Genomic DNA, 19064 nt, shown 5'->3' with positions numbered 1-19064 from the left:
CTCCGTCACTTCCAGTCTCAGCAACCGACAACGGCCTACCATGCGTACCAGTCAATATTTGCTCGCCACACAGAAAGAAACGCCTTCCGACGCGGTCGTGATCAGCCACCAGCTGATGCTGCGCGCCGGCATGATCCGTAAACTGGCTTCCGGCCTGTACACCTGGCTGCCGATGGGCTTGCGAGTGATGCGCAAGGTTGAAGCCATCGTTCGCGAAGAAATGAACGCCGCGGGCGCGCTTGAAGTGTTGATGCCGAGCACTCAACCGGCTGAGCTGTGGCAGGAATCCGGTCGCTGGGAAGAGTACGGCCCGGAGCTGCTGCGCTTCAAAGACCGTCACGGGCGCGATTTCTGCGCCGGCCCGACCCACGAAGAAGTGATCACCGATCTGGCCCGCAACGAGTTGAGCAGCTACAAGCAGCTGCCGCTGAACCTGTACCAGATCCAGACCAAATTCCGCGATGAAATCCGCCCACGCTTCGGTCTGATGCGCGGCCGCGAGTTCATCATGAAGGACGCCTACTCCTTCCACGCCGACCAGGCGTCCTTGCAGGTCACCTACGACCGCATGCACCAGGCTTATTGCAACGTTTTCACCCGCCTGGGCCTGAAGTTCCGCCCGGTTGAAGCAGACAACGGTTCCATCGGCGGCGCCGGCTCCCACGAATTCCACGTACTGGCCGAGTCCGGCGAAGACGATATCGTCTTCAGCAACGGTTCCGACTACGCAGCGAACATCGAGAAGGCTGAAGCCGTGCCGCGCGAAACCTCGCGCCCGGCTCCGACCGAAGAGATGCGCCTGGTTGACACCCCTGACGCGAAAACCATCGCCCAGCTGGTGGAAGGCTACAACCTGCCGATCGAGAAGACCGTCAAGACCCTGGTGGTGCATGCCGAAGAAGCCGGCAAGCTGATCGCCCTGATCATCCGTGGCGACCACGAACTGAACGAAATCAAGGCCGCCAACCAGCCTGGCGTTGCCAGCCCGCTGGTCATGGCCTCCGAAGCCGAGCTGCGTGACGCCATCGGCGCCGGCGCCGGCTCCCTGGGCCCGGTGAACCTGCCACTGCCGATCATCATCGACCGCTCGGTGGCGCTGATGAGCGACTTCGGCGTCGGCGCCAACATCGACGACAAGCACTACTTCGGCGTCAACTGGGAACGCGACCTGCCGGTTCCGACTGTTGCCGACCTGCGCAACGTGGTGGCCGGCGACCCGAGCCCGGACGGCAAGGGCACTCTGGAAATCAAGCGCGGCATCGAGGTCGGGCACATCTTCCAGCTGGGCAACAAGTACAGCAAGGCGATGAAGTGCGAAGTGCTGGGCGAAAACGGCAAGCCAGTGACCCTGGAAATGGGCTGCTACGGCATTGGCGTGTCCCGCGTGGTGGCGGCCGCCATCGAGCAGAACAACGATGAAAACGGCATTATCTGGAGCGATACCCTGGCGCCGTTCCAGATCGCCCTGGTACCGCTGCGCTACGAAACCGAGCAGGTTCGCGAAGCCACCGACAAACTGTACGCAGAACTGACTGCCGCCGGTTTCGAAGTGCTGCTGGACGACCGTGACAAGAAAACCAGCCCGGGCATCAAGTTCGCGGACATGGAGCTGATCGGCATTCCTCACCGGATCGTGGTCAGTGACCGCGGCCTTGCCGAAGGCAACCTGGAATACAAGAGCCGTACCGAAGCCCAGGCACAAGCGCTGCCCGTAGCCGACGTCCTGCCCTTCCTCCAAGCCCGTATCCGTCGCTGAAACCAGATAGAGAAGTCATGTTCAAGCGAAACACCTTAAGCCTCGGGGGCGCCGCCGTGTGCGGCGCCCTGCTGGTCAGCGGCTGCGCCAACCAGATGTCGCAACGCAGCGAACACGAGGAACGCGTCGAGCGCAAACTGCTCGACCACAGCCTGCAGATCGATGTCGGTGAGCCTAAGGTGCTTGAGCTGCCGCAACGCCGGGTACGCATCCACGAGCAGAAGACCTTCGAAGTGACTGAGTTCGAGGTCACTCGCCGCTACGATCGCTATACGCCCTATCAACCCTGGCGGGAAATCTACGAGATCCCGCTGGGCGCGGTAGCCCTGGTGGCCGGCGTCGGCGCCAATGTGGTCAACGTGTTTGCTCTGGGCAACCTGCCGGATAGCGTCACCAAGGACTGGGTCAGCTATGGCGTGTCCGGGCTCAACCCGTTCATGAACATGCCGTCCCACGGTCGGGCCCAGCAGAACCTGGCAGCCATCGATGAAGTCCAGCGTGACAAGCGCCTGGAGTATTCGAGCCTGCCCTGGAGCGAGCGCCCGGTGCAGGTCAAGGCCGGCAAGCAAACCTACGACATGAGCACCGATCGTAATGGCGTGCTGCGCTTGAACCTGCTGGACGCGCCATTCTCCGAACAGGATCTGAACCACATCGGCAAGTTGCAGATCAGTGTCGAGGATGCTCAGGACGAAGTGCATTCCGACTCGTCCCTGAGCCTGAGCAGCACCCTGCGCGGCAAGCTGGTGGAAGCTCACGCACTGATCTACGACGACCTGGAAGATGACGAAGTGAGCCAATGGGTGCACCGAGTCAAGCGCCTGTCGGAACTGGGGCTGGAAGAAGAAGCCAGCGAGCTGGAGCAGAGCCTGATCGAGCTGACCCGCAACGATCCGGAACTGCAGAGCGAGTTTCTAAAGTCCCTGACCAAGAACGCCGGCCGCCTGGTCGCCGATCCCGGTCACTGATTGACAAGGAGCCGGCTTGCCGGCGAACACAACGCCGCGGATCGATCGCGACGCCCAATTCGCCAGCCAGCCAGCGCCTACAACACGCCCCGAAACAGCTCCAGCTGTTCGTGACCACCGCGTAGATCCTGCAATCGCACGCCAATCCCCAAGAGCCGCACTGGCTTGCCGCCACGCTTGAAGGCCTGGGTCAGCAGTTGCCGATAACTCTCCAGATCCCGTCCGGCCCCCGCCTGCTCAAGAGTGGTCTGGGTAAAGTCGTGGAACTTCACTTTGACGAAGGGTTTGCCCGGCCGATAACTGCTGTCGATACGCGCAATGCGCCCTGCCAGAGTCTCCATCAGCTCCGGCAGCTTCTGCAGGCAGCTATCCAGATCGGGAAGGTCCACGTCGTAAGTGTTTTCCACGCTGATGGACTGCCGCCGGCTGTCATTCTGCACCGGCCGCTCGTCGATCCCCCTGGCTAGACTCCACAGGCGTTCGCCGAAACTGCCGAACTCGCGCACCAGGGCTAGCTTGTTCCATTCGCGCAACTGCAGGCAGTCGACAATCCCCAGGCGACCCAGTTTGTCCGCCGTGACCTTGCCCACCCCATGCAACTTGCTCACCGGCAGTTCGGAGACAAAATCCTCCACCTGATCCGGAGTGATCACGAACAGGCCGTTGGGCTTTTTCCAGTCGCTGGCAATCTTGGCCAGAAACTTGTTGGGCGCGACCCCGGCCGACACCGTGATATGCAACTGGTTGGAAACCCGCCGGCGAATGTCCTGGGCAATGCGCGTGGCGCTACCGGCGAAGTTCGGGCTATCGGAAACATCCAGATAGGCCTCGTCCAGCGACAAGGGTTCGATCAGATCGGTGTAGTCACGAAAGATCGTATGAATCTCTTTCGACGCCTCGCGATAGGCATCCATGCGCGGCTTGACGATCACCAGGTCCGGGCACAGGGTCAACGCGTGCCGCGACGACATGGCAGAACGCACGCCATAGGCCCGCGCCTCGTAGTTGCAGGTGGCGATCACCCCCCGCCGATCTGCGGAACCACCCACTGCCAGCGGCTTGCCGGCCAATTGCGGGTCGTCGCGCATTTCGATGGCGGCGTAGAAGCAATCACAGTCAATGTGGATGATTTTGCGCTGCATCATATAAAGGCAGTGATCATTGAAAGCCGAAGTTGGAATCAAAGCGGGCAGCCAGTATCTACCGACACCTGTATATAGCACCAGTACCTTGCATCTCAGATCAATCGGCAAAGCGCGATGAGAAATTTATTCTCTTAATGAGCAGCAAGCGTTCCATAGAGCTGAAAGCCACGTTCTACCTGGGCCCAAGCCTCAAAAAACGCTCCTGGAAGCACGCTAAGCGATTGAACAGGAAGCCTTTTTTAAAAATTAGTGATTGACAGGCGCCAGCGACGCTGTAGAATCCGCCCACACAGACGCGGGATGGAGCAGTCTGGTAGCTCGTCGGGCTCATAACCCGAAGGTCGTCGGTTCAAATCCGGCTCCCGCAACCAAACATCAAAAAAGGCTACTCGAAAGAGTGGCCTTTTTTGTGCGCGCCTGTTTTGCACTACTCCCTCTCAAACACGGCATAGGCAAAACTCTTTAGCTGTCGATGACTTAAGAGACGGAACCGGCCATTCGACGTTTATTTGACCTGTCGAACCATTAATGGTTGACACTCAGTCGTTCGCCTGTAGAATGCCGCCACACAGACGCGGGATGGAGCAGTCTGGTAGCTCGTCGGGCTCATAACCCGAAGGTCGTCGGTTCAAATCCGGCTCCCGCAACCAAACATCAAAAAAGGCTGCTCGAAAGAGTGGCCTTTTTTGTATCTGTTGAAAAAGTCCTTTCGCAACAATGACCTGGCAAAGTGTTGCGAGCCTTTTAGCGATGCTTCGACCCTTCAAGATGCGAGCTATGCTCTGTCTCGAGCAACCACCCGGCGGCCATCGCCCAGGGTCGCCGGGCCACGGTGAGACGCGTTAATATTTGAAACTATTTTTTCTACAGGGATTGGTAACTTGGCCGGATACCCCCATCCTGTCGCGCACAATCCACGAGGTGATTGATGCGCGCCAACACGTCTGATTCGCAAGACAGCGATACCACTACCGCCACTCAACCTGTGACAACCACTCGCCTGCGCTGGCTGGACCTGTTGAGCAAGTACCGCCAACCCTTGGGCCTGGCCATAACCCTGCTGCTGTTCGCCATTGCCCTGATCGCTTGCCGTCACCTGCTTAGCGAGCTGGACTTCTACGCCCTGCACGACTCGATCCTCGAAGTACCCAAGCCCGCCCTACTGGGCGCCCTGGGCGCGACCATCGTCGGCTTCATCATTCTGCTGGGATACGAGTGGTCCGCCAGCCGCTATGCCGGAGTCAACCTGCCCGGCCGCACCCTGGCTCTGGGCGGCTTCACCGCCTTCGCCATCGGCAACGCCATTGGTCTGTCGCTGCTGTCCGGCGGCTCGGTACGTTATCGCCTGTATGCACGTCATGGGCTGGGGGCCTCCGACGTCGCGCACATGACCCTGTTTGCCAGCCTCTCTCTGGGTTGTGCCTTGCCACCGCTGGCGGCACTGGCCACTTTGAGTAACTTGCCGGCAGCCTCGGCGGCCCTGCGCCTGCCTGAAAGCCTGCTGGCCGGCATTGCCCTGGCCATCCTGCTGCTGGGCGCGGTACTGGCCGTCGGTATCTATCGCCGACGCCTGCCAGAGCAGCCTCTGCGCGACAACCTGCTGGTGCGGGTCGGACGCCGCACCCTGCGCCTGCCTGGACGCCGCCTGACCTTCCTGCAACTGATCATCACCGCCCTGGACGTCGCCGCAGCCGCCACCGTGCTCTACCTGCTGCTGCCCGAGGCACCGCCGTTCGGCGCCTTCCTGCTGGTGTACCTGCTGGCCCTGGCCGCCGGTGTGCTCAGCCACGTGCCTGGCGGCGTCGGGGTGTTCGAAGCCATCCTGCTGGCGGCGTTTGCCGACAAGCTCGGGGCCGCGCCCCTGGCGGCCGCACTGCTGCTGTATCGCCTGATCTACGTGGTGCTGCCGATGCTGGTGGCCTGCGTCCTGCTGCTGATCAACGAAGCCCAGCGCCTGTTCCAGACCCGACAATCCCTGCGAGTGGCTTCTGGCCTGGCGGCGCCGATCCTGGCGGTGCTGGTGTTTCTCTCCGGCGTGGTGCTGCTGTTCTCCGGCGCCACCCCGGAAATCGATACCCGCCTGCAGCACATCGGCTTCCTGATTCCTCACCGCCTGGTGGACGCTTCGCACTTCGGCGCCAGCCTGATCGGCGTGCTCTGCCTGCTGCTGGCCCAAGGCCTGCGCCGGCGCCTGTCCGCCGCCTGGATGCTCACCACCATTCTGTTGCTGGTAGGCGCCCTGCTCTCGCTGCTTAAAGGCTTTGACTGGGAAGAAGCCTGCCTGATGACCCTCACCGCCAGCCTGCTGGCCGTGTTCCGGCGCTCGTTCTATCGCCCCAGCCGCCTCACCGAACTGCCCTTCTCGCCGCTGTACCTGGTGGCCAGCGTCTGCGTGCTCGGCGCCTCCACCTGGCTGCTGCTGTTCGCCTATCAGGACGTGCCCTACAGCCATCAACTGTGGTGGCAGTTCACCCTCGACGCCGACGCCCCTCGGGGCCTGCGTTCGCTGTTGGGGGCTGCGGTGCTGTTGCTGGTGGTGTCCCTGACCTGGCTGCTGCGTACCGCGCGCCCGGTCATCCACCTGCCCACCAGCGACGAGCTGGACAAGGCTGCGAAGATCCTCATGGCCTCGTCCCAACCTGACGGCGGCCTGGCCCTGACCGGCGACAAGGCGCTGCTGTTCCACCCCAACGACGATGCCTTCCTGATGTACGCTCGCCGCGGCCGCAGCCTGGTGGCGCTGTACGACCCCATCGGCCCGACCCAGCAGCGCGCGGAAATGATCTGGCAGTTCCGCGACCTGTGCGACCTGCACCACGCGCGCCCGGTGTTCTACCAGGTACGGGCGGAAAACCTGCCCTACTACATGGACATCGGCCTGACCGCGATCAAGCTCGGCGAAGAAGCCCGGGTCGACCTCAAGCGCTTTGATCTGGAAGCCAAGGGCAAGGAGATGAAGGACCTGCGCTACACCTGGAACCGCGGCACCCGCGACGGCCTGTCGCTGGAGATCCACGAGCCGGGGCAAGCGCCGATGGACGAGCTGAAAGTGATCTCAGACGCCTGGCTGACCGGCAAGAATGTCCGCGAGAAAGGCTTCTCCCTGGGCCGCTTCAGCGACGACTACCTCAAGCACTTCCGCATCGCCATCATCCGTTTTGAAGGACGCCCGGTGGCCTTCGCCAACCTGCTCGAGACCTACAGCCATGACCTGGCCAGCCTCGACTTGATGCGCGCGCACCCGGACGCGCCGAAGCTGACCATGGAGTTCATGATGGTCGGCCTGATCCAGCATTATAAAAATCATGGATACGCCCGCTTCAGCCTGGGCATGGTGCCGCTGTCCGGCCTGCAACCGCGGCGTGGCGCGCCGCTGACCCAACGCCTCGGCTCGATGGTCTTCCGCCGTGGCGAGCAACTGTATAACTTCCAAGGCTTGCGCCGCTTCAAAGACAAGTTCCAGCCCGACTGGGAACCCCGTTACATGGCCGTGCCGGCCGGGCTCGACCCGCTGGTGGCACTGGCCGACACCGCCGCCCTGATCGCAGGCGGCCTGACTGGATTGGTGAAACGCTGATGATTCAACGCTCTTGGCGGTATCTGCTGGCCACACTGGTGGTACTGGCTTTGCTTGCGGGTGGTGGCTACTGGTGGTGGAACCGCCCCGCCCCTGAACCGACCCTGGAACAACTGACCCAGGCCGATGGCTCGACCCTGACCCGAGTGACCCCAGGCGCCAAGGCCAAGGCCCGGGTGGTGGTGGCGGTGCTGCCTGACTCGACCCTTACCGATAAACAACTGCTGGCCCTGAGCCGCAGCGGCGCGGCGCAGATCGTCCAGGTGATCCTGCCCAAGGACGATTGCAAACTGCAGGAACAAGCCCTGCAAAGCGCCCTGCCCCAGCTCAGTGGCCCGGCCACCCTGGTCAGCGGCATCGGCCCTGGCGCCGCCCTGGCCTGGCGCTGGGTCGCCACCCAGAACGACGACAAGGCCCAAGCCGTGTCGGTAGGCTTCACCATCAACCCGGCGCCCGGCTGCACCGATCCACTGCCCAAGACCCTGGCCCACGGCCACTGGCTGGTGGCCTGGAACGACAACCCGGATGACGAAAGTGCCGGCTTCGTGCGTGATACCCCCAACGCCACCACCAGCATCAGCGACTACGACATCCACCTGCCCCAAGTGCTGAACAACGAGCTGCGCAAGCTGCTGGTGGGTTCTGAAAACGGCGGCCTGAACATTCCCGTGGTGGAAGTCCCGGCCGGTCAGGCCAAGGACACCGTAACCCTGTTCCTCTCCGGCGACGGCGGCTGGCGCGACCTGGACCGTGACGTAGCGGGCGAGATGGCCAAGATCGGCTACCCGGTGGTGGGCATCGACACCCTGCGCTACTACTGGCAGCACAAGACGCCTGAGCAAAGCGCCGTTGACCTCACCGAACTGATGCAGCACTACCGGCAGAAGTGGGGCACCAAGCGCTTCGTGCTGACCGGCTACTCCTTCGGCGCCGACGTGCTGCCGGCGATCTACAACCGCCTGCCGGAAGCCGAGCAGCAGCGGGTCGACGCCATTATCCTGCTGGCCTTCGCCCGTACCGGCAGCTTCGAGATCGAAGTCGAAGGCTGGCTGGGCAATGCTGGCAAGGAAGCCGCCACCGGCCCGGAAATGGCCAAGCTGCCCGCCGCCAAGGTGGTGTGCATCTACGGTGAGGAAGAAGTCGACGAAAGCGGCTGCACCGACAAGACTGCGGTCGGTGAAGCCATGAAGCTGCCGGGCGGCCATCACTTCGATGAGAACTACCCGGCACTGGCCAAACGCCTGGTGGACGCCATCGAAAAGCGCCAGGCCAAGGATCAGGCCACCGCTCAAGAGTGAGCTGAGCCTCGCCCGACAAAGCCCCCGCAGCCTCAGGTTGCAGGGGCTTTTTTACATCAGCTGCCTAGTTGCCTCGTTGAAGACCGCGTAATGGCGGATGACTCCCGCGCAGGTTGTAGGCAAACTCCGAGAGTTGTGTAGGGGGTGCGTTTTGGGCACTTTGCTGCCTTGTTGGCCTGCGCTTCGACGGGCTAGGCTCCGGGTGTCGCTGATCCTTCAGCGGCCGGGCTTGGAAACCCGAAGAGTCTGGGCAACTAGCACCCCATAGTGATTGCAGGCGAATTTAGCACCTGCAATCCATCTGTTATGGCGGCTGTGCGTGGGAGACCTTCGGGTCTGCCGGTTTCCTGGATTCCCGGTTTTCCAACCTGCGTACAGCTGCCACCCATTCGCTTGGAAACGAACGTGGTAGCTCCTCAAATTCAGGAGTTGGACCATGAACAATGCGAACCTGCCTCAACTGTCAGATCTGAAAACTATCGGCTTAAGCACTTTCCTTTACTGCTCGGAACGCCCGCTGTTCCAGGTCAGCCCCGGCCTGCCCATTGGCGACGCCCTGGCCCAAGCTTCCGATATGCTGTCCCTGGCCAAGGCCTTTGCCGAAGACGCTGCCTACAGCAAAGACAGCGATCGTCACGCCTGGGCCGCGCACTACCTGACCGCCATGGGCAAGGCGGTGGTGGACGATGTGGTGCAGGCGCTCGCCGCGTAAAGACTAAGGGCGATCACGGGGCCGGTGGGCTCCGGGAGAAACCGTCCTGTCATCAGCATCGATGTTGATGGTCGGTCCGTTATCGCGAGCAAGCTCGCTCCTACAGGGTCCGTGAAACGAAAAAGCCCCCGCTGCCGCAAAGCAACGGGGGCTTTTGTCTGGTCAGGATTACATCTCGACCTGAGTACCCAGTTCAATCACCCGGTTCACCGGCAGCTTGAAGAAGCGCAGGTTGCCGTTGGCGTTCTTCAACATGAAGGCGAACAGCGCTTCGCGCCAGCGGGCCATGCCCACCAGCTTGGAGGCGATCACGGTTTCACGGCTGAGGAAGTAGGTGGTGCGCATGGGGCTGAAGTCCAGCTCGTCCAGGTGGCACAGTTTCAGGGCCTCCGGGACGTCCGGTTCGTCGGTGAAACCGAAGTGCAGGATCACCCGGAAGAAACCTTCACCGTAGGAGTCCACCTCGAAGCGCCGATTTGCAGGCACCCGCGGAATGTCCTCGTAGACCACCGTCAACAGCACCACTTGTTCGTGCAGCACCTGGTTATGCAGCAGGTTATGCAGCAAGGCGTGGGGCACGGCGTCTGGACGGGCCGTGAGGAACACGGCAGTGCCCTGCACCCGATGCGGCGGCTGTACGCGGATGCTGCCGATAAAGATTGGCAGCGGCAGCCCGCCTTCGTCCAAGCGATCCACCAGCAATTCCTTGCCGCGCTTCCAGGTGGTCATGAGCAGGAACAGCACGATCCCCGCCAGCACCGGGAAGGCGCCGCCCTGGAAGATCTTCGGCACGTTGGCGGCGAAGAACAGCCCATCCACCAACAGGAATCCCAGCAGGAGCGGCACCACCAGCATCGGCGGCCACTTCCACAGCAGCAGGATCACCGCCGACACCAGGATGCTGGTGATCAGCATGGTTCCGGTCACCGCCACGCCGTAGGCCGAAGCCAGGGCACCGGAGGACTCGAAACCGAGCACCAGCAGGATCACACCCACCATCAGCGCCCAGTTCACCGCACCGATGTAGATCTGCCCCTGCTCGGCGCTGGACGTGTGCTGAATGTGCATCCGCGGGATGTAACCCAGCTGGATTGCTTGGCGAGTCAGGGAGAAGGCGCCGGAAATCACCGCCTGGGACGCGATCACCGTGGCCAGGGTGGCCAGCACCACCAGCGGAATCAAGGCCCAGCTCGGCGCCAGCAGGTAGAAGGGGTTGCGGGCGGCTTCAGGGTTTTCCAGCAGCAACGCGCCCTGGCCGAAGTAGTTCAGCACCAGCGCCGGCAGCACCAGGGCGAACCAGGCCCGGGCAATGGGCTTGCGCCCGAAGTGCCCCATGTCGGCGTACAAGGCTTCGGCACCGGTCAATGCCAGAACCACCGCCCCGAGGATGGCGACCCCCATGCCCGGATGGACAATGAAGAAGCGCACGCCCCACATCGGGTTCAACGCCTGCAGCACTTCCGGGTGCTGGAGAATGCCGTTGACCCCCAGCCCGCCCAGAACCACGAACCAGGCCACCATCACCGGGCCAAACAGCTTGCCGATGCGATCAGTGCCGTGTTTCTGGATCAGGAACAAGGCCACCAGTACCACCAGCGCCATTGGCACCACCCAGTGTTCCAGGCCGCTGAATGCCAACTCCAGGCCCTCGACCGCCGACAGCACGGAAATCGCCGGGGTGATCATGCTGTCGCCATAGAACAGGGCTGCACCGATCAGACCCAGAATCACCAGCATCGAACGCAAGCGCGGATAGGAACCGGAAGCCCGCCTGGCCAACGCGGTCAGGGCCATGATGCCGCCCTCGCCCTGGTTATCGGCCCGCAGGACGAACAGTACGTACTTGATCGAGACGACCCAGACCAACGACCAGAAAATCAGCGCGAGGATGCCAAACACCCCGTCATGATTGACCTGAACCCCATAATGGCCGGCAAACACCTCCTTGAGGGTGTAGAGCGGACTGGTGCCGATATCGCCATACACCACCCCGACCGCCGCCACCAGCATCCCCAGAGGCTTGCCCCCGGAGTGCTCGCCACTCGCCGCCTGACTACTTGCCTGACCCATCAATGACTCCTACTACTCAAGACCGGGGCTTCTTATATAGAAAGCGCAAGGTTATACAAGCGCTATTCTCTTAAGTTGCGCAGTTTGCCATGTAATTTGCAGATTCTTATTACCACTAAGGCGCCAACTAACGTCGTATGAAAGCAACCGGGCATAACGGGAAGAAGCATAGTCCAGCGCTGGTCGTATTTCCCCCGTATAAAGCTGGTCAAGCGCGTCGACCATCGCTAGAATTGCGCACTTTTTGATCAGAGGCGCAGCCAGCGCCCAAGCGTCGCACTTGCCCCCCAAGTGATTCGATACCCAATACCGAGGTTAGACATGTCCACCCCCTCCGCGCCGGCCAACCCGAAAGTCGGCTTCGTATCCCTGGGTTGCCCAAAAGCTCTGGTCGACTCCGAGCGCATCCTCACTCAACTGCGCATGGAAGGCTATGACGTGGTGTCCACCTACCAGGACGCCGATGTCGTGGTGGTCAACACCTGCGGTTTCATCGATTCGGCCAAGGCCGAATCCCTGGAAGTGATCGGCGAAGCCATCAAGGAAAACGGCAAGGTCATCGTCACCGGCTGCATGGGCGTGGAAGAAGGCAATATCCGTGACGTGCACCCAAGCGTGTTGGCAGTGACCGGCCCGCAGCAGTACGAGCAAGTGGTCAACGCCGTGCACGAAGTGGTGCCGCCGAAACAGGACCACAACCCGCTGATCGACCTGGTGCCGCCGCAAGGCATCAAGCTGACCCCGCGCCACTACGCCTACCTGAAGATTTCCGAAGGCTGCAACCACAGCTGCAGCTTCTGCATCATTCCGTCGATGCGCGGCAAGCTGGTCAGCCGCCCAGTGGGCGATGTGCTCGACGAGGCCCAGCGCCTGGTCAAGTCCGGGGTCAAGGAACTGCTGGTGATCTCCCAGGACACCAGCGCCTACGGCGTCGACGTCAAGTACCGCACCGGCTTCTGGAACGGTGCGCCGGTGAAGACCCGCATGACCGAGCTCTGCGAGGCCCTGAGCACTCTGGGCGTGTGGGTGCGCCTGCACTACGTGTACCCGTACCCGCACGTGGACGAGCTGATCCCGTTGATGGCCGCCGGCAAGATCCTGCCGTACCTGGACATCCCGTTCCAGCACGCCAGCCCGAAAGTGCTCAAGGCCATGAAGCGTCCGGCCTTCGAAGACAAGACCCTGGCGCGGATCAAGGCCTGGCGCGAGATCTGCCCCGAGCTGATCATCCGCTCGACCTTTATCGTCGGCTTCCCTGGCGAAACCGAGGAAGACTTCCAGTACCTGCTCAACTGGCTGACCGAAGCCCAGCTGGACCGCGTCGGCTGCTTCCAGTACTCGCCGGTGGAAGGCGCTCCGGCCAATGACCTGGACCTGGAAGTGGTCCCGGACGAGGTCAAGCAGGACCGTTGGGAGCGCTTCATGGCGCACCAGCAGGAAATCAGCTCGGCACGCCTGCAACAGCGCATCGGCAAAGAGATCGAAGTGCTGATCGATGAAGTCGACGAGAATGGCGCCGTGGGCCGCTGCTTCTTCGATGCGCCGGAGATCGACGGCAACGTGTTCATCGACGGTGCGGGCGACCTGAAGCCGGGTGACAAGGTCTGGTGCCGGGTCACCGACGCCGACGAATACGACCTCTGGGCCGAGACCCTGTAAGGCGTAAAAAAACTGCCAAGCCCCGCTCTCGCCACGAGATGCGGGGCTTTTTTCGGTCTATCGTTAGCCCTTGCCAATCACTTCAGGGACAAGCGGCATGCGCCACCACTCGGTCATCCACACCCCCAAACTCAGCGACTACCCGGAACTGGTCCGCGTCTGGGAAGACTCGGTGCGCGCCACCCACGACTTTCTCCCGGACAGCTATATAGAGCTGCTGAGAAATCTGGTGCTGACTCGCTACCTGGATGCGGTGATGCTGATCTGTACCCGGGATCAGCGGCAACGCATCACCGGTTTCGCTGGCGTGGCAGCGGGCAAGATCGAGATGCTGTTCATCGACCCGGCTCATCGCGGCCAGGGCCTGGGCCGGCAACTGCTGCATTACGCGGTGGAACACCTGAATGCCCAGCAACTGGACGTCAATGAACAGAATCCCCAGGCCCTGGGCTTCTACTTCAAGCAGGGCTTTGAGGTGGTCGGCCGCTCCGAACAGGACGGCATGGGCCAGCCCTACCCGTTGCTGCACATGCGCCTGAAACAACCACAACTGCAGGCCCGACGCGGCTAAAAGCCACAGCGGGCAAATGGACCCGCGATTAACCGGCGCCAGGCAGGTACAATAGCCGCCCTCTTTTGATACGGCCCCTGACATGACTGACCCGATTCGTCTCTCCAAACGCCTCATCGAACTGGTCGGCTGCTCCCGCCGGGAGGCTGAGCTGTTCATCGAGGGCGGCTGGGTCACCGTAGACGGCGAAGTCATCGACGAACCGCAGTTCAAGGTCGGCGCGCAAAAGGTCGTCCTCGACCCCGAGGCCAAGGCCACCGCCCCGGAGCCGGTAACCATCCTGCTCAACGTGCCCGCCGGCCAGGATCTGGACAGCGCCCTGGCATCCATCGGCGCCGACAGCCTGTCGGACGAGCACCGCTACGGCAAACGTCCGCTGCGCGGGCACTTCCTGCGCCTGACCGCCAGTGAAGACCTGCAGCCCAACGCCAGTGGCCTGTTGGTGTTCACCCAGGACTGGAAAGTGCTACGCAAGCTGACGGCCGATGCGGCCAAGATCGAGCAGGAATACGTGGTCGAGGTCGAAGGCGAGATGATCGATCACGGCCTCAACCGCCTGAACCACGGCCTGACCTACAAGGGCCGCGAGCTGCCGCCGGTCAAAGCCAGCTGGCAGAACGAAAACCGCCTGCGCTTCGCCATGAAGAACCCGCAGCCGGGCGTGATCGCACTGTTTTGCCAAGCCGTCGGCCTCAAGGTCGTCGCCATTCGCCGCATCCGGATCGGCGGCGTGTCCATCGGCAAAGTGCCGCTGGGCCAGTGGCGCTACCTGTCGGCCAAAGAAAAGTTCTAAAACCGCCCCCATTCAGACGCCGTGCCCTGGCGCGGCGCTCAACGCGCATTGATCAGGACTGTAACCATGATTCATAACGATGTACTGCGCAGCGTGCGCTACATGCTCGACATCAGCGACAAGAAGGTCGTGGACATCATCAAGCTCACCGGCTTCAAGGTCAGCCTGGACGATATCGTCAGCTACCTGAAAAAGGATGAGGAAGAAGGCTTCGTGCATTGCCCGGACGAGGTCATGGCGCACTTCCTCGACGGCCTGGTGATCTTCAAGCGTGGCAAGGATGAAAGCCGTCCGCCGCTGCCGATCGAACTGCCGGTGACCAACAACATCATCCTGAAGAAGCTGCGCGTGGCCTTCGAGCTTAAGGAAGACGACATGCACGCCGTGCTCAAGGCCGCCGACTTCCCGGTGTCCAAGCCTGAGCTCAGCGCGCTGTTCCGCAAGTTCGGCCACACCAACTACCGCCCTTGCGGCGACCAGTTGCTGCGTAACTTCCTCAAGGGCCTGACCCTGCGGGTTAGAGCTTAAGACAGCTGCAAGCCTCAAGCTGCCAGTTCAACGCTTGTAGCTTGCGGCTTGTGGCTCAAAGCTTGAGGCCTGCCAAATGACCTACAGCGTTTCCCCCATCGGTTTCGTGCGCTCCTGTTTCAAGGAGAAGTTCGCCATCCCGCGCCAGCCGCAACTGGCACCCGCCGCCCGTGGGGTACTGGAACTGGTGGCGCCCTTCGATCAGGGCGAGGCGGTGCAAGGGCTGGAGCGGGTCAGCCATATCTGGCTGCTGTTCCTGTTTCACCAGGCCCTGGAAGACAAGCCGCGGCTCAAGGTGCGCCCGCCGCGCCTAGGGGGCAACAAGTCCATGGGGGTCTTCGCTACCCGAGCGACCCACAGACCCAACGGCATCGGCCAGTCGGTGGTCAAGCTGGACAAGGTCGAGGCCAACCGCCTGTGGATCTCCGGCATCGACCTGCTGGACGGCACACCGATCCTCGATATCAAACCCTACGTGCCTTACGCCGACATCATTGCTGCGGCGAGCAATGAGATCGCTAGCGCTGCACCACAGTTGATACCAGTGCAGTGGCAGGATAATGCCCTGCACCAGGCTCAGACCCACGCTCAGCGCCTGCAGGAGCCCTTGGTGGAGCTGATCGAGCAGTGCCTGGCCCAGGACCCGCGCCCGGCCTATCAGGTGCCCACTGCCGAGCGGGAATACGGTGCGCAGTTCTGGGACCTGGATGTGCGCTGGCATTACCCCGAGCCAGGGCTGATCCGGGTGTTGGAAGTAGTCCCGGCGGGCTGAACCGCAGAAACGAAAAAGCCCGCGTTGCCTTGACAGGCAACGCGGGCTTTTTTGCGTTCGGGAGATCGTGCCCAATTAGCACGAATGCGCTGCTTGGGCGATCTTCGCGAGCAAGCTCGCTCCTACTTCTCGACGAAGGCGCGCTCGATCAGGTAGTCGCCCGGCTCGCGCATGCGCGGCGAAACGGTCAGGCCGAAGCTGTTGAGCACTTCGCTGGTTTCTTCCAGCATGCTCGGGCTGCCGCACAGCATGGCGCGGTCGTCCTGCGGGTTGATCGGCGGCAGGCCGATGTCGCGGAACAGCTTGCCGCTGCGCATCAGGTCGGTCAGGCGGCCTTCGTTCTCGAACGGCTCGCGGGTCACGGTGGGGTAGTAGATCAACTTCTCACGCAGCGCTTCGCCGAAGAACTCGTTCTGCGGCAAGTGCTCGGTGATGAACTCACGGTAGGCGACTTCGTTGACGTAGCGAACGCCGTGGCACAGGATCACTTTTTCGAAACGCTCGTAGGTTTCAGGATCCTGGATCACGCTCATGAATGGCGCCAGGCCGGTGCCAGTGCTGAGCAGGTACAGGTGTTTGCCCGGCTTCAAGTCATCCAGCACCAGGGTGCCGGTAGGCTTTTTGCTGATGATGATCTCGTCGCCTTCCTTCAGATGCTGCAACTGGGAAGTCAACGGACCGTCTGGAACCTTGATGCTGAAGAATTCGAGATGCTCTTCCCAGTTCGGGCTGGCAATGGAGTAGGCACGCATAAGCGGACGGCCATTGGGCTGTTGCAGGCCGATCATCACGAACTGACCGTTCTCGAAGCGCAGACCCGGGTCGCGGGTGCACTTGAAGCTGAACAGAGTGTCATTCCAGTGATGAACACTGAGGACACGCTCGTGGTTCATGTTGCTCATGTACGGGGGCTCCTAGAAATTGCCTGCGCTAACCATGAGCGCAATTGCACAGCATTCTAATGGCGGCGACAATATCTGTTAACTGGATTATTAAGATAAGGGTTATCGGTTATATCGATATGCGATTTACTCTCCGTCAACTGCAAGTCTTCGTCGCCGTCGCCCAGCAAGAGAGCGTTTCTCGCGCTGCCGGGCTCCTGGCCCTGTCGCAATCGGCGGCGAGTACCTCGATCACCGAGCTCGAGCGCCAATCCAGCTGCCAGCTGTTTGATCGCGCTGGCAAGCGCCTAAGCCTCAACGCCCTGGGCAAACAGCTTTTGCCACAAGCGGTGGCGCTGCTGGACCAGGCCAAGGAGATCGAGGACCTGCTCAACGGCAAGTCCGGATTCGGCTCGCTGTCGGTGGGCGCGACCCTGACCATTGGCAACTACCTGGCGACCCTGCTGATCGGCAGCTTCATGCAGGTGCATCCGGAAAGCCAGGTGAAGCTCCATGTGCAGAACACTGCGCATATCGTGCAACAGGTGGCCCACTACGAAATTGATCTGGGTCTAATCGAAGGCGACTGCAGCCACCCGGATATCGAGGTGCAGACCTGGGTCGAGGATGAGTTGGTGGTGTTCTGCGCGCCCCAGCATCCACTGGCCAAACGCGGCCACGCCACCATGGAGGAGCTGACCCACGAAGCCTGGATTCTCCGGGAGCAGGGTTCCGGGACACGCCTGACCTTCGACCAGGCCATGCGTCATCATCGCAGTGCGCTGAACATCCGCCTGGAGCTGGAGCACACCGAAGCCATCAAGCGTGCAGTGGAATCTGGATTGGGGATTGGTTGCATCTCCAGGCTGGCGCTGCGAGATGCCTTTCGTCGTGGCAGCCTGGTGCCAGTGGAAACACCGGGCCTGGATCTGGCCCGGCAGTTCTACTTCATCTGGCATAAGCAGAAGTATCAGACTTCAGCCATGCGCGAGTTCCTCGAACTGTGCCGTTCCTTTACCGCCGGGGTACAGCGCAGCGACGAAATCGTCCTGCCGAGCATTCCTTAGATCAGGATCACGGCCCACACGATGGTGATCATGCTCAGGGCGACAAATTGCGCCGCGCTGCCCATGTCCTTGGCGTTCTTCGACAACGGGTGACGATCCAGGGAAATCCGGTCGATCGCTGCCTCCACCGCCGAGTTGAGCAATTCGACGATTAGCGCCAGCAGGCACACGGCAATCAGCAGCGCGCGCTCGACCCGGCTGACGTTGAGCAGGAAGCTCAAGGGAATCAGGATCACGTTGAGCAACACCAACTGACGAAATGCCGCCTCGCCGGTGAAGGCGGCGCGCAAGCCATCGAACGAATAGCCGGCGGCGTTGAGGATACGTTTGAGACCGGTTTGACCTTTGAAAGGCGACATAAGCTGAGCAACTGAAAAAAGGAGTGGGGAAACTAGTTCAACCAAAGTCAAAAAAGCGTGAACAACCCGTGGGTTAATGGTTGGAAATTGACTCAAGTTGTTGCAAGAGCAAGGCCGCCTGGGTACGGGTGCGAACCCCGAGCTTGCGGAAAATTGCCGTCACGTGAGCCTTGATCGTCGCCTCGGAAACACTCAGCTCATAAGCGATCTGTTTGTTCAACAACCCCTCGCAGACCATGGTCAGTACCCGAAACTGCTGAGGCGTCAGGCTTGCCAGGCCTTCACTGGCGGCCTTGGCTTCCGCCGAAACACTGACTTCTTCAAAAGCTTGCGGCGGCCACCAGACGTCACCATCGAGGACACTACGCACCGCCTGCTGAATGACTTCCAGAGAACTGGACTTGGGAATGAAACCGCTGGCCCCGAACTCACGGGAACGAACCATGACGGACGCTTCTTCCTGCGCCGAAACCATCACCACCGGAATCTGCGGATACTGCCCACGCAACAGCACCAGGCCAGAAAAACCGTAGGCACCAGGCATGTTCAGGTCCAACAGCACCAGATCCCAGTCAGCTTTTTCGGTGAGGCGGGCTTCCAGCTCGGCGATGCTCGCCACTTCCACCAGACGCACATCAGGACCCAGGCCCAGAGTGACAGCTTGATGCAGTGCGCTGCGAAAAAGCGGGTGGTCATCGGCAATCAGGATTTCGTATGTGGCCATTTTTCAAATGATCCTGTTTTTCATGGCAGGACTGATGCATTCAGCCCTCACCCAGCAACATGGGGGCTCGCCAGAATGCGATACCCAAAGAGCACGAACACCGCGAAAAGCCTGAGCAAAACGGTGGTTCAAACAGCGCTGGCGCCCTAATCGGCGCCAAGCATGCCCAGCGAAGCCAGGGTGG

General features: G+C 61.5%; 16 protein-coding genes and 2 tRNA genes. 13 read left to right on the top strand and 5 right to left on the bottom strand.

Translation table 11 applies throughout. From position 1 onward, the window contains the following. Positions 1–40 precede the first annotated feature (40 nt). A complete protein-coding gene (locus tag KHO49_RS07390; RefSeq protein WP_102878605.1) occupies positions 41–1756 on the top strand; it encodes a proline--tRNA ligase in 1716 nt (571 codons plus the stop codon). Positions 1757–1773: 17 nt separating this feature from the next. After that, entirely contained in the window at positions 1774–2724 is a 951-nt protein-coding gene (locus tag KHO49_RS07385; RefSeq protein ID WP_213664824.1) for a hypothetical protein, read from the top strand. Positions 2725–2801: 77 nt separating this feature from the next. On the opposite strand, the gene dinB is transcribed toward KHO49_RS07385, so the two are convergent. Continuing rightward, positions 2802–3869 carry a DNA polymerase IV gene (dinB, locus tag KHO49_RS07380; RefSeq protein WP_213664823.1) on the bottom strand — a complete coding sequence of 356 codons (1068 nt, stop codon included), beginning with the start codon at positions 3867–3869 and terminating at the stop codon, positions 2802–2804. Positions 3870–4163: 294 nt separating this feature from the next. On the opposite strand from dinB, the gene KHO49_RS07375 reads away from it, so the two are divergent. The 5 genes from KHO49_RS07375 (at position 4164) to KHO49_RS07355 (ending at position 9456) form a co-directional block, all read left to right on the top strand. Beyond that, a tRNA-Met gene (locus KHO49_RS07375) sits at positions 4164–4240 on the top strand. A gap of 202 nt (positions 4241–4442) precedes the next feature. After that, positions 4443–4519 (top strand) — tRNA-Met (locus KHO49_RS07370). 278 nt (positions 4520–4797) lie between these two features. Beyond that, positions 4798–7446 carry a bifunctional lysylphosphatidylglycerol flippase/synthetase MprF gene (gene mprF / locus KHO49_RS07365; RefSeq protein ID WP_102878602.1) on the top strand — a complete coding sequence of 883 codons (2649 nt, stop codon included), beginning with the start codon at positions 4798–4800 and terminating at the stop codon, positions 7444–7446. Next, a complete protein-coding gene (locus tag KHO49_RS07360) occupies positions 7446–8744 on the top strand; it encodes a virulence factor family protein (protein WP_170001050.1) in 1299 nt (432 codons plus the stop codon). The genes mprF and KHO49_RS07360 overlap by 1 nt, the downstream gene beginning before the upstream one ends. A 436-nt stretch (positions 8745–9180) precedes the next feature. Then, positions 9181–9456, top strand: coding sequence for a DUF3077 domain-containing protein (locus KHO49_RS07355; RefSeq protein ID WP_213664822.1), 276 nt, complete (start codon positions 9181–9183; stop codon positions 9454–9456). Positions 9457–9624: 168 nt separating this feature from the next. Here KHO49_RS07355 and KHO49_RS07350 read toward each other — a convergent pair whose 3' ends face one another. After that, positions 9625–11466 carry a potassium transporter Kup gene (locus tag KHO49_RS07350; protein WP_420793964.1) on the bottom strand — a complete coding sequence of 614 codons (1842 nt, stop codon included), beginning with the start codon at positions 11464–11466 and terminating at the stop codon, positions 9625–9627. Positions 11467–11847: 381 nt separating this feature from the next. Here KHO49_RS07350 and rimO point away from each other — a divergent pair, with 381 nt between their 5' ends. The 5 genes from rimO to tsaA all read left to right on the top strand — a co-directional run bounded on the left by rimO (position 11848) and on the right by tsaA (position 15849). Then, a complete protein-coding gene (gene rimO, locus KHO49_RS07345) occupies positions 11848–13185 on the top strand; it encodes a 30S ribosomal protein S12 methylthiotransferase RimO (protein WP_047284184.1) in 1338 nt (445 codons plus the stop codon). Between the two features lie 97 nt (positions 13186–13282). Continuing rightward, positions 13283–13756, top strand: coding sequence for a GNAT family N-acetyltransferase (locus KHO49_RS07340; protein ID WP_102861435.1), 474 nt, complete (start codon positions 13283–13285; stop codon positions 13754–13756). A gap of 82 nt (positions 13757–13838) precedes the next feature. Continuing rightward, entirely contained in the window at positions 13839–14549 is a 711-nt protein-coding gene (locus KHO49_RS07335; protein WP_102878598.1) for an rRNA pseudouridine synthase, read from the top strand. 66 nt (positions 14550–14615) lie between these two features. Further along, on the top strand, positions 14616–15077 hold the full coding sequence (locus KHO49_RS07330; RefSeq protein ID WP_110594980.1) for a YehS family protein: 462 nt from the start codon (positions 14616–14618) through the stop codon (positions 15075–15077). A 76-nt stretch (positions 15078–15153) separates the two neighbouring features. After that, on the top strand, positions 15154–15849 hold the full coding sequence (tsaA, locus tag KHO49_RS07325) for a tRNA (N6-threonylcarbamoyladenosine(37)-N6)-methyltransferase TrmO (protein WP_110594979.1): 696 nt from the start codon (positions 15154–15156) through the stop codon (positions 15847–15849). Positions 15850–15971: 122 nt separating this feature from the next. Here tsaA and fpr read toward each other — a convergent pair whose 3' ends face one another. Continuing rightward, entirely contained in the window at positions 15972–16751 is a 780-nt protein-coding gene (gene fpr, locus KHO49_RS07320; RefSeq protein WP_016966062.1) for a ferredoxin-NADP reductase, read from the bottom strand. 119 nt (positions 16752–16870) lie between these two features. Here fpr and KHO49_RS07315 point away from each other — a divergent pair, with 119 nt between their 5' ends. After that, the gene (locus KHO49_RS07315) at positions 16871–17797 is read left to right on the top strand and encodes a LysR family transcriptional regulator (RefSeq protein ID WP_102861432.1); all 927 of its coding nucleotides are present in this window, start codon (positions 16871–16873) and stop codon (positions 17795–17797) included. Here KHO49_RS07315 and KHO49_RS07310 read toward each other — a convergent pair. Together KHO49_RS07310 and erdR are read right to left on the bottom strand one after the other, a co-directional pair. Next, the gene (locus KHO49_RS07310; RefSeq protein ID WP_011059587.1) at positions 17794–18156 is read right to left on the bottom strand and encodes a diacylglycerol kinase; all 363 of its coding nucleotides are present in this window, start codon (positions 18154–18156) and stop codon (positions 17794–17796) included. The two genes, KHO49_RS07315 and KHO49_RS07310, sit on opposite strands and share 4 nt — an antisense overlap. 73 nt (positions 18157–18229) lie before the next feature. Further along, positions 18230–18880: a response regulator transcription factor ErdR gene (gene erdR / locus KHO49_RS07305; protein WP_110594978.1), complete on the bottom strand. Its 651-nt coding sequence runs from the start codon at positions 18878–18880 to the stop codon at positions 18230–18232. Between the last annotated feature and the right edge of the window lie 184 nt (positions 18881–19064).

The organism is Pseudomonas sp. RC4D1 (assembly GCF_018390395.1).
In the GTDB taxonomy this organism is placed as follows: domain Bacteria; phylum Pseudomonadota; class Gammaproteobacteria; order Pseudomonadales; family Pseudomonadaceae; genus Aquipseudomonas; species Aquipseudomonas danubii.
This window is presented reverse-complemented; position numbering and strand designations above follow the sequence as displayed.

Excerpts from the sequence above, each read along its gene's own strand:
- mprF (WP_102878602.1), top strand. The coding sequence starts at position 4,798 with ATGCGCGCCAACACGTCTGATTCGCAAGACAGCGATACCACTACCGCC.
- rimO (WP_047284184.1), top strand. The coding sequence starts at position 11,848 with ATGTCCACCCCCTCCGCGCCGGCCAACCCGAAAGTCGGCTTCGTATCC.
- tsaA (WP_110594979.1), top strand. The coding sequence starts at position 15,154 with ATGACCTACAGCGTTTCCCCCATCGGTTTCGTGCGCTCCTGTTTCAAG.
- KHO49_RS07315 (WP_102861432.1), top strand. The coding sequence starts at position 16,871 with ATGCGATTTACTCTCCGTCAACTGCAAGTCTTCGTCGCCGTCGCCCAG.
- KHO49_RS07355 (WP_213664822.1), top strand. The coding sequence starts at position 9,181 with ATGAACAATGCGAACCTGCCTCAACTGTCAGATCTGAAAACTATCGGC.
- erdR (WP_110594978.1), bottom strand. The coding sequence starts at position 18,880 with ATGGCCACATACGAAATCCTGATTGCCGATGACCACCCGCTTTTTCGC.
- KHO49_RS07310 (WP_011059587.1), bottom strand. The coding sequence starts at position 18,156 with ATGTCGCCTTTCAAAGGTCAAACCGGTCTCAAACGTATCCTCAACGCC.
- KHO49_RS07360 (WP_170001050.1), top strand. The coding sequence starts at position 7,446 with ATGATTCAACGCTCTTGGCGGTATCTGCTGGCCACACTGGTGGTACTG.
- KHO49_RS07390 (WP_102878605.1), top strand. The coding sequence starts at position 41 with ATGCGTACCAGTCAATATTTGCTCGCCACACAGAAAGAAACGCCTTCC.
- KHO49_RS07350 (WP_420793964.1), bottom strand. The coding sequence starts at position 11,466 with ATGCTGGTGGCGGCGGTCGGGGTGGTGTATGGCGATATCGGCACCAGT.
- KHO49_RS07330 (WP_110594980.1), top strand. The coding sequence starts at position 14,616 with ATGATTCATAACGATGTACTGCGCAGCGTGCGCTACATGCTCGACATC.
- dinB (WP_213664823.1), bottom strand. The coding sequence starts at position 3,869 with ATGATGCAGCGCAAAATCATCCACATTGACTGTGATTGCTTCTACGCC.
- KHO49_RS07385 (WP_213664824.1), top strand. The coding sequence starts at position 1,774 with ATGTTCAAGCGAAACACCTTAAGCCTCGGGGGCGCCGCCGTGTGCGGC.
- fpr (WP_016966062.1), bottom strand. The coding sequence starts at position 16,751 with ATGAGCAACATGAACCACGAGCGTGTCCTCAGTGTTCATCACTGGAAT.
- KHO49_RS07335 (WP_102878598.1), top strand. The coding sequence starts at position 13,839 with ATGACTGACCCGATTCGTCTCTCCAAACGCCTCATCGAACTGGTCGGC.
- KHO49_RS07340 (WP_102861435.1), top strand. The coding sequence starts at position 13,283 with ATGCGCCACCACTCGGTCATCCACACCCCCAAACTCAGCGACTACCCG.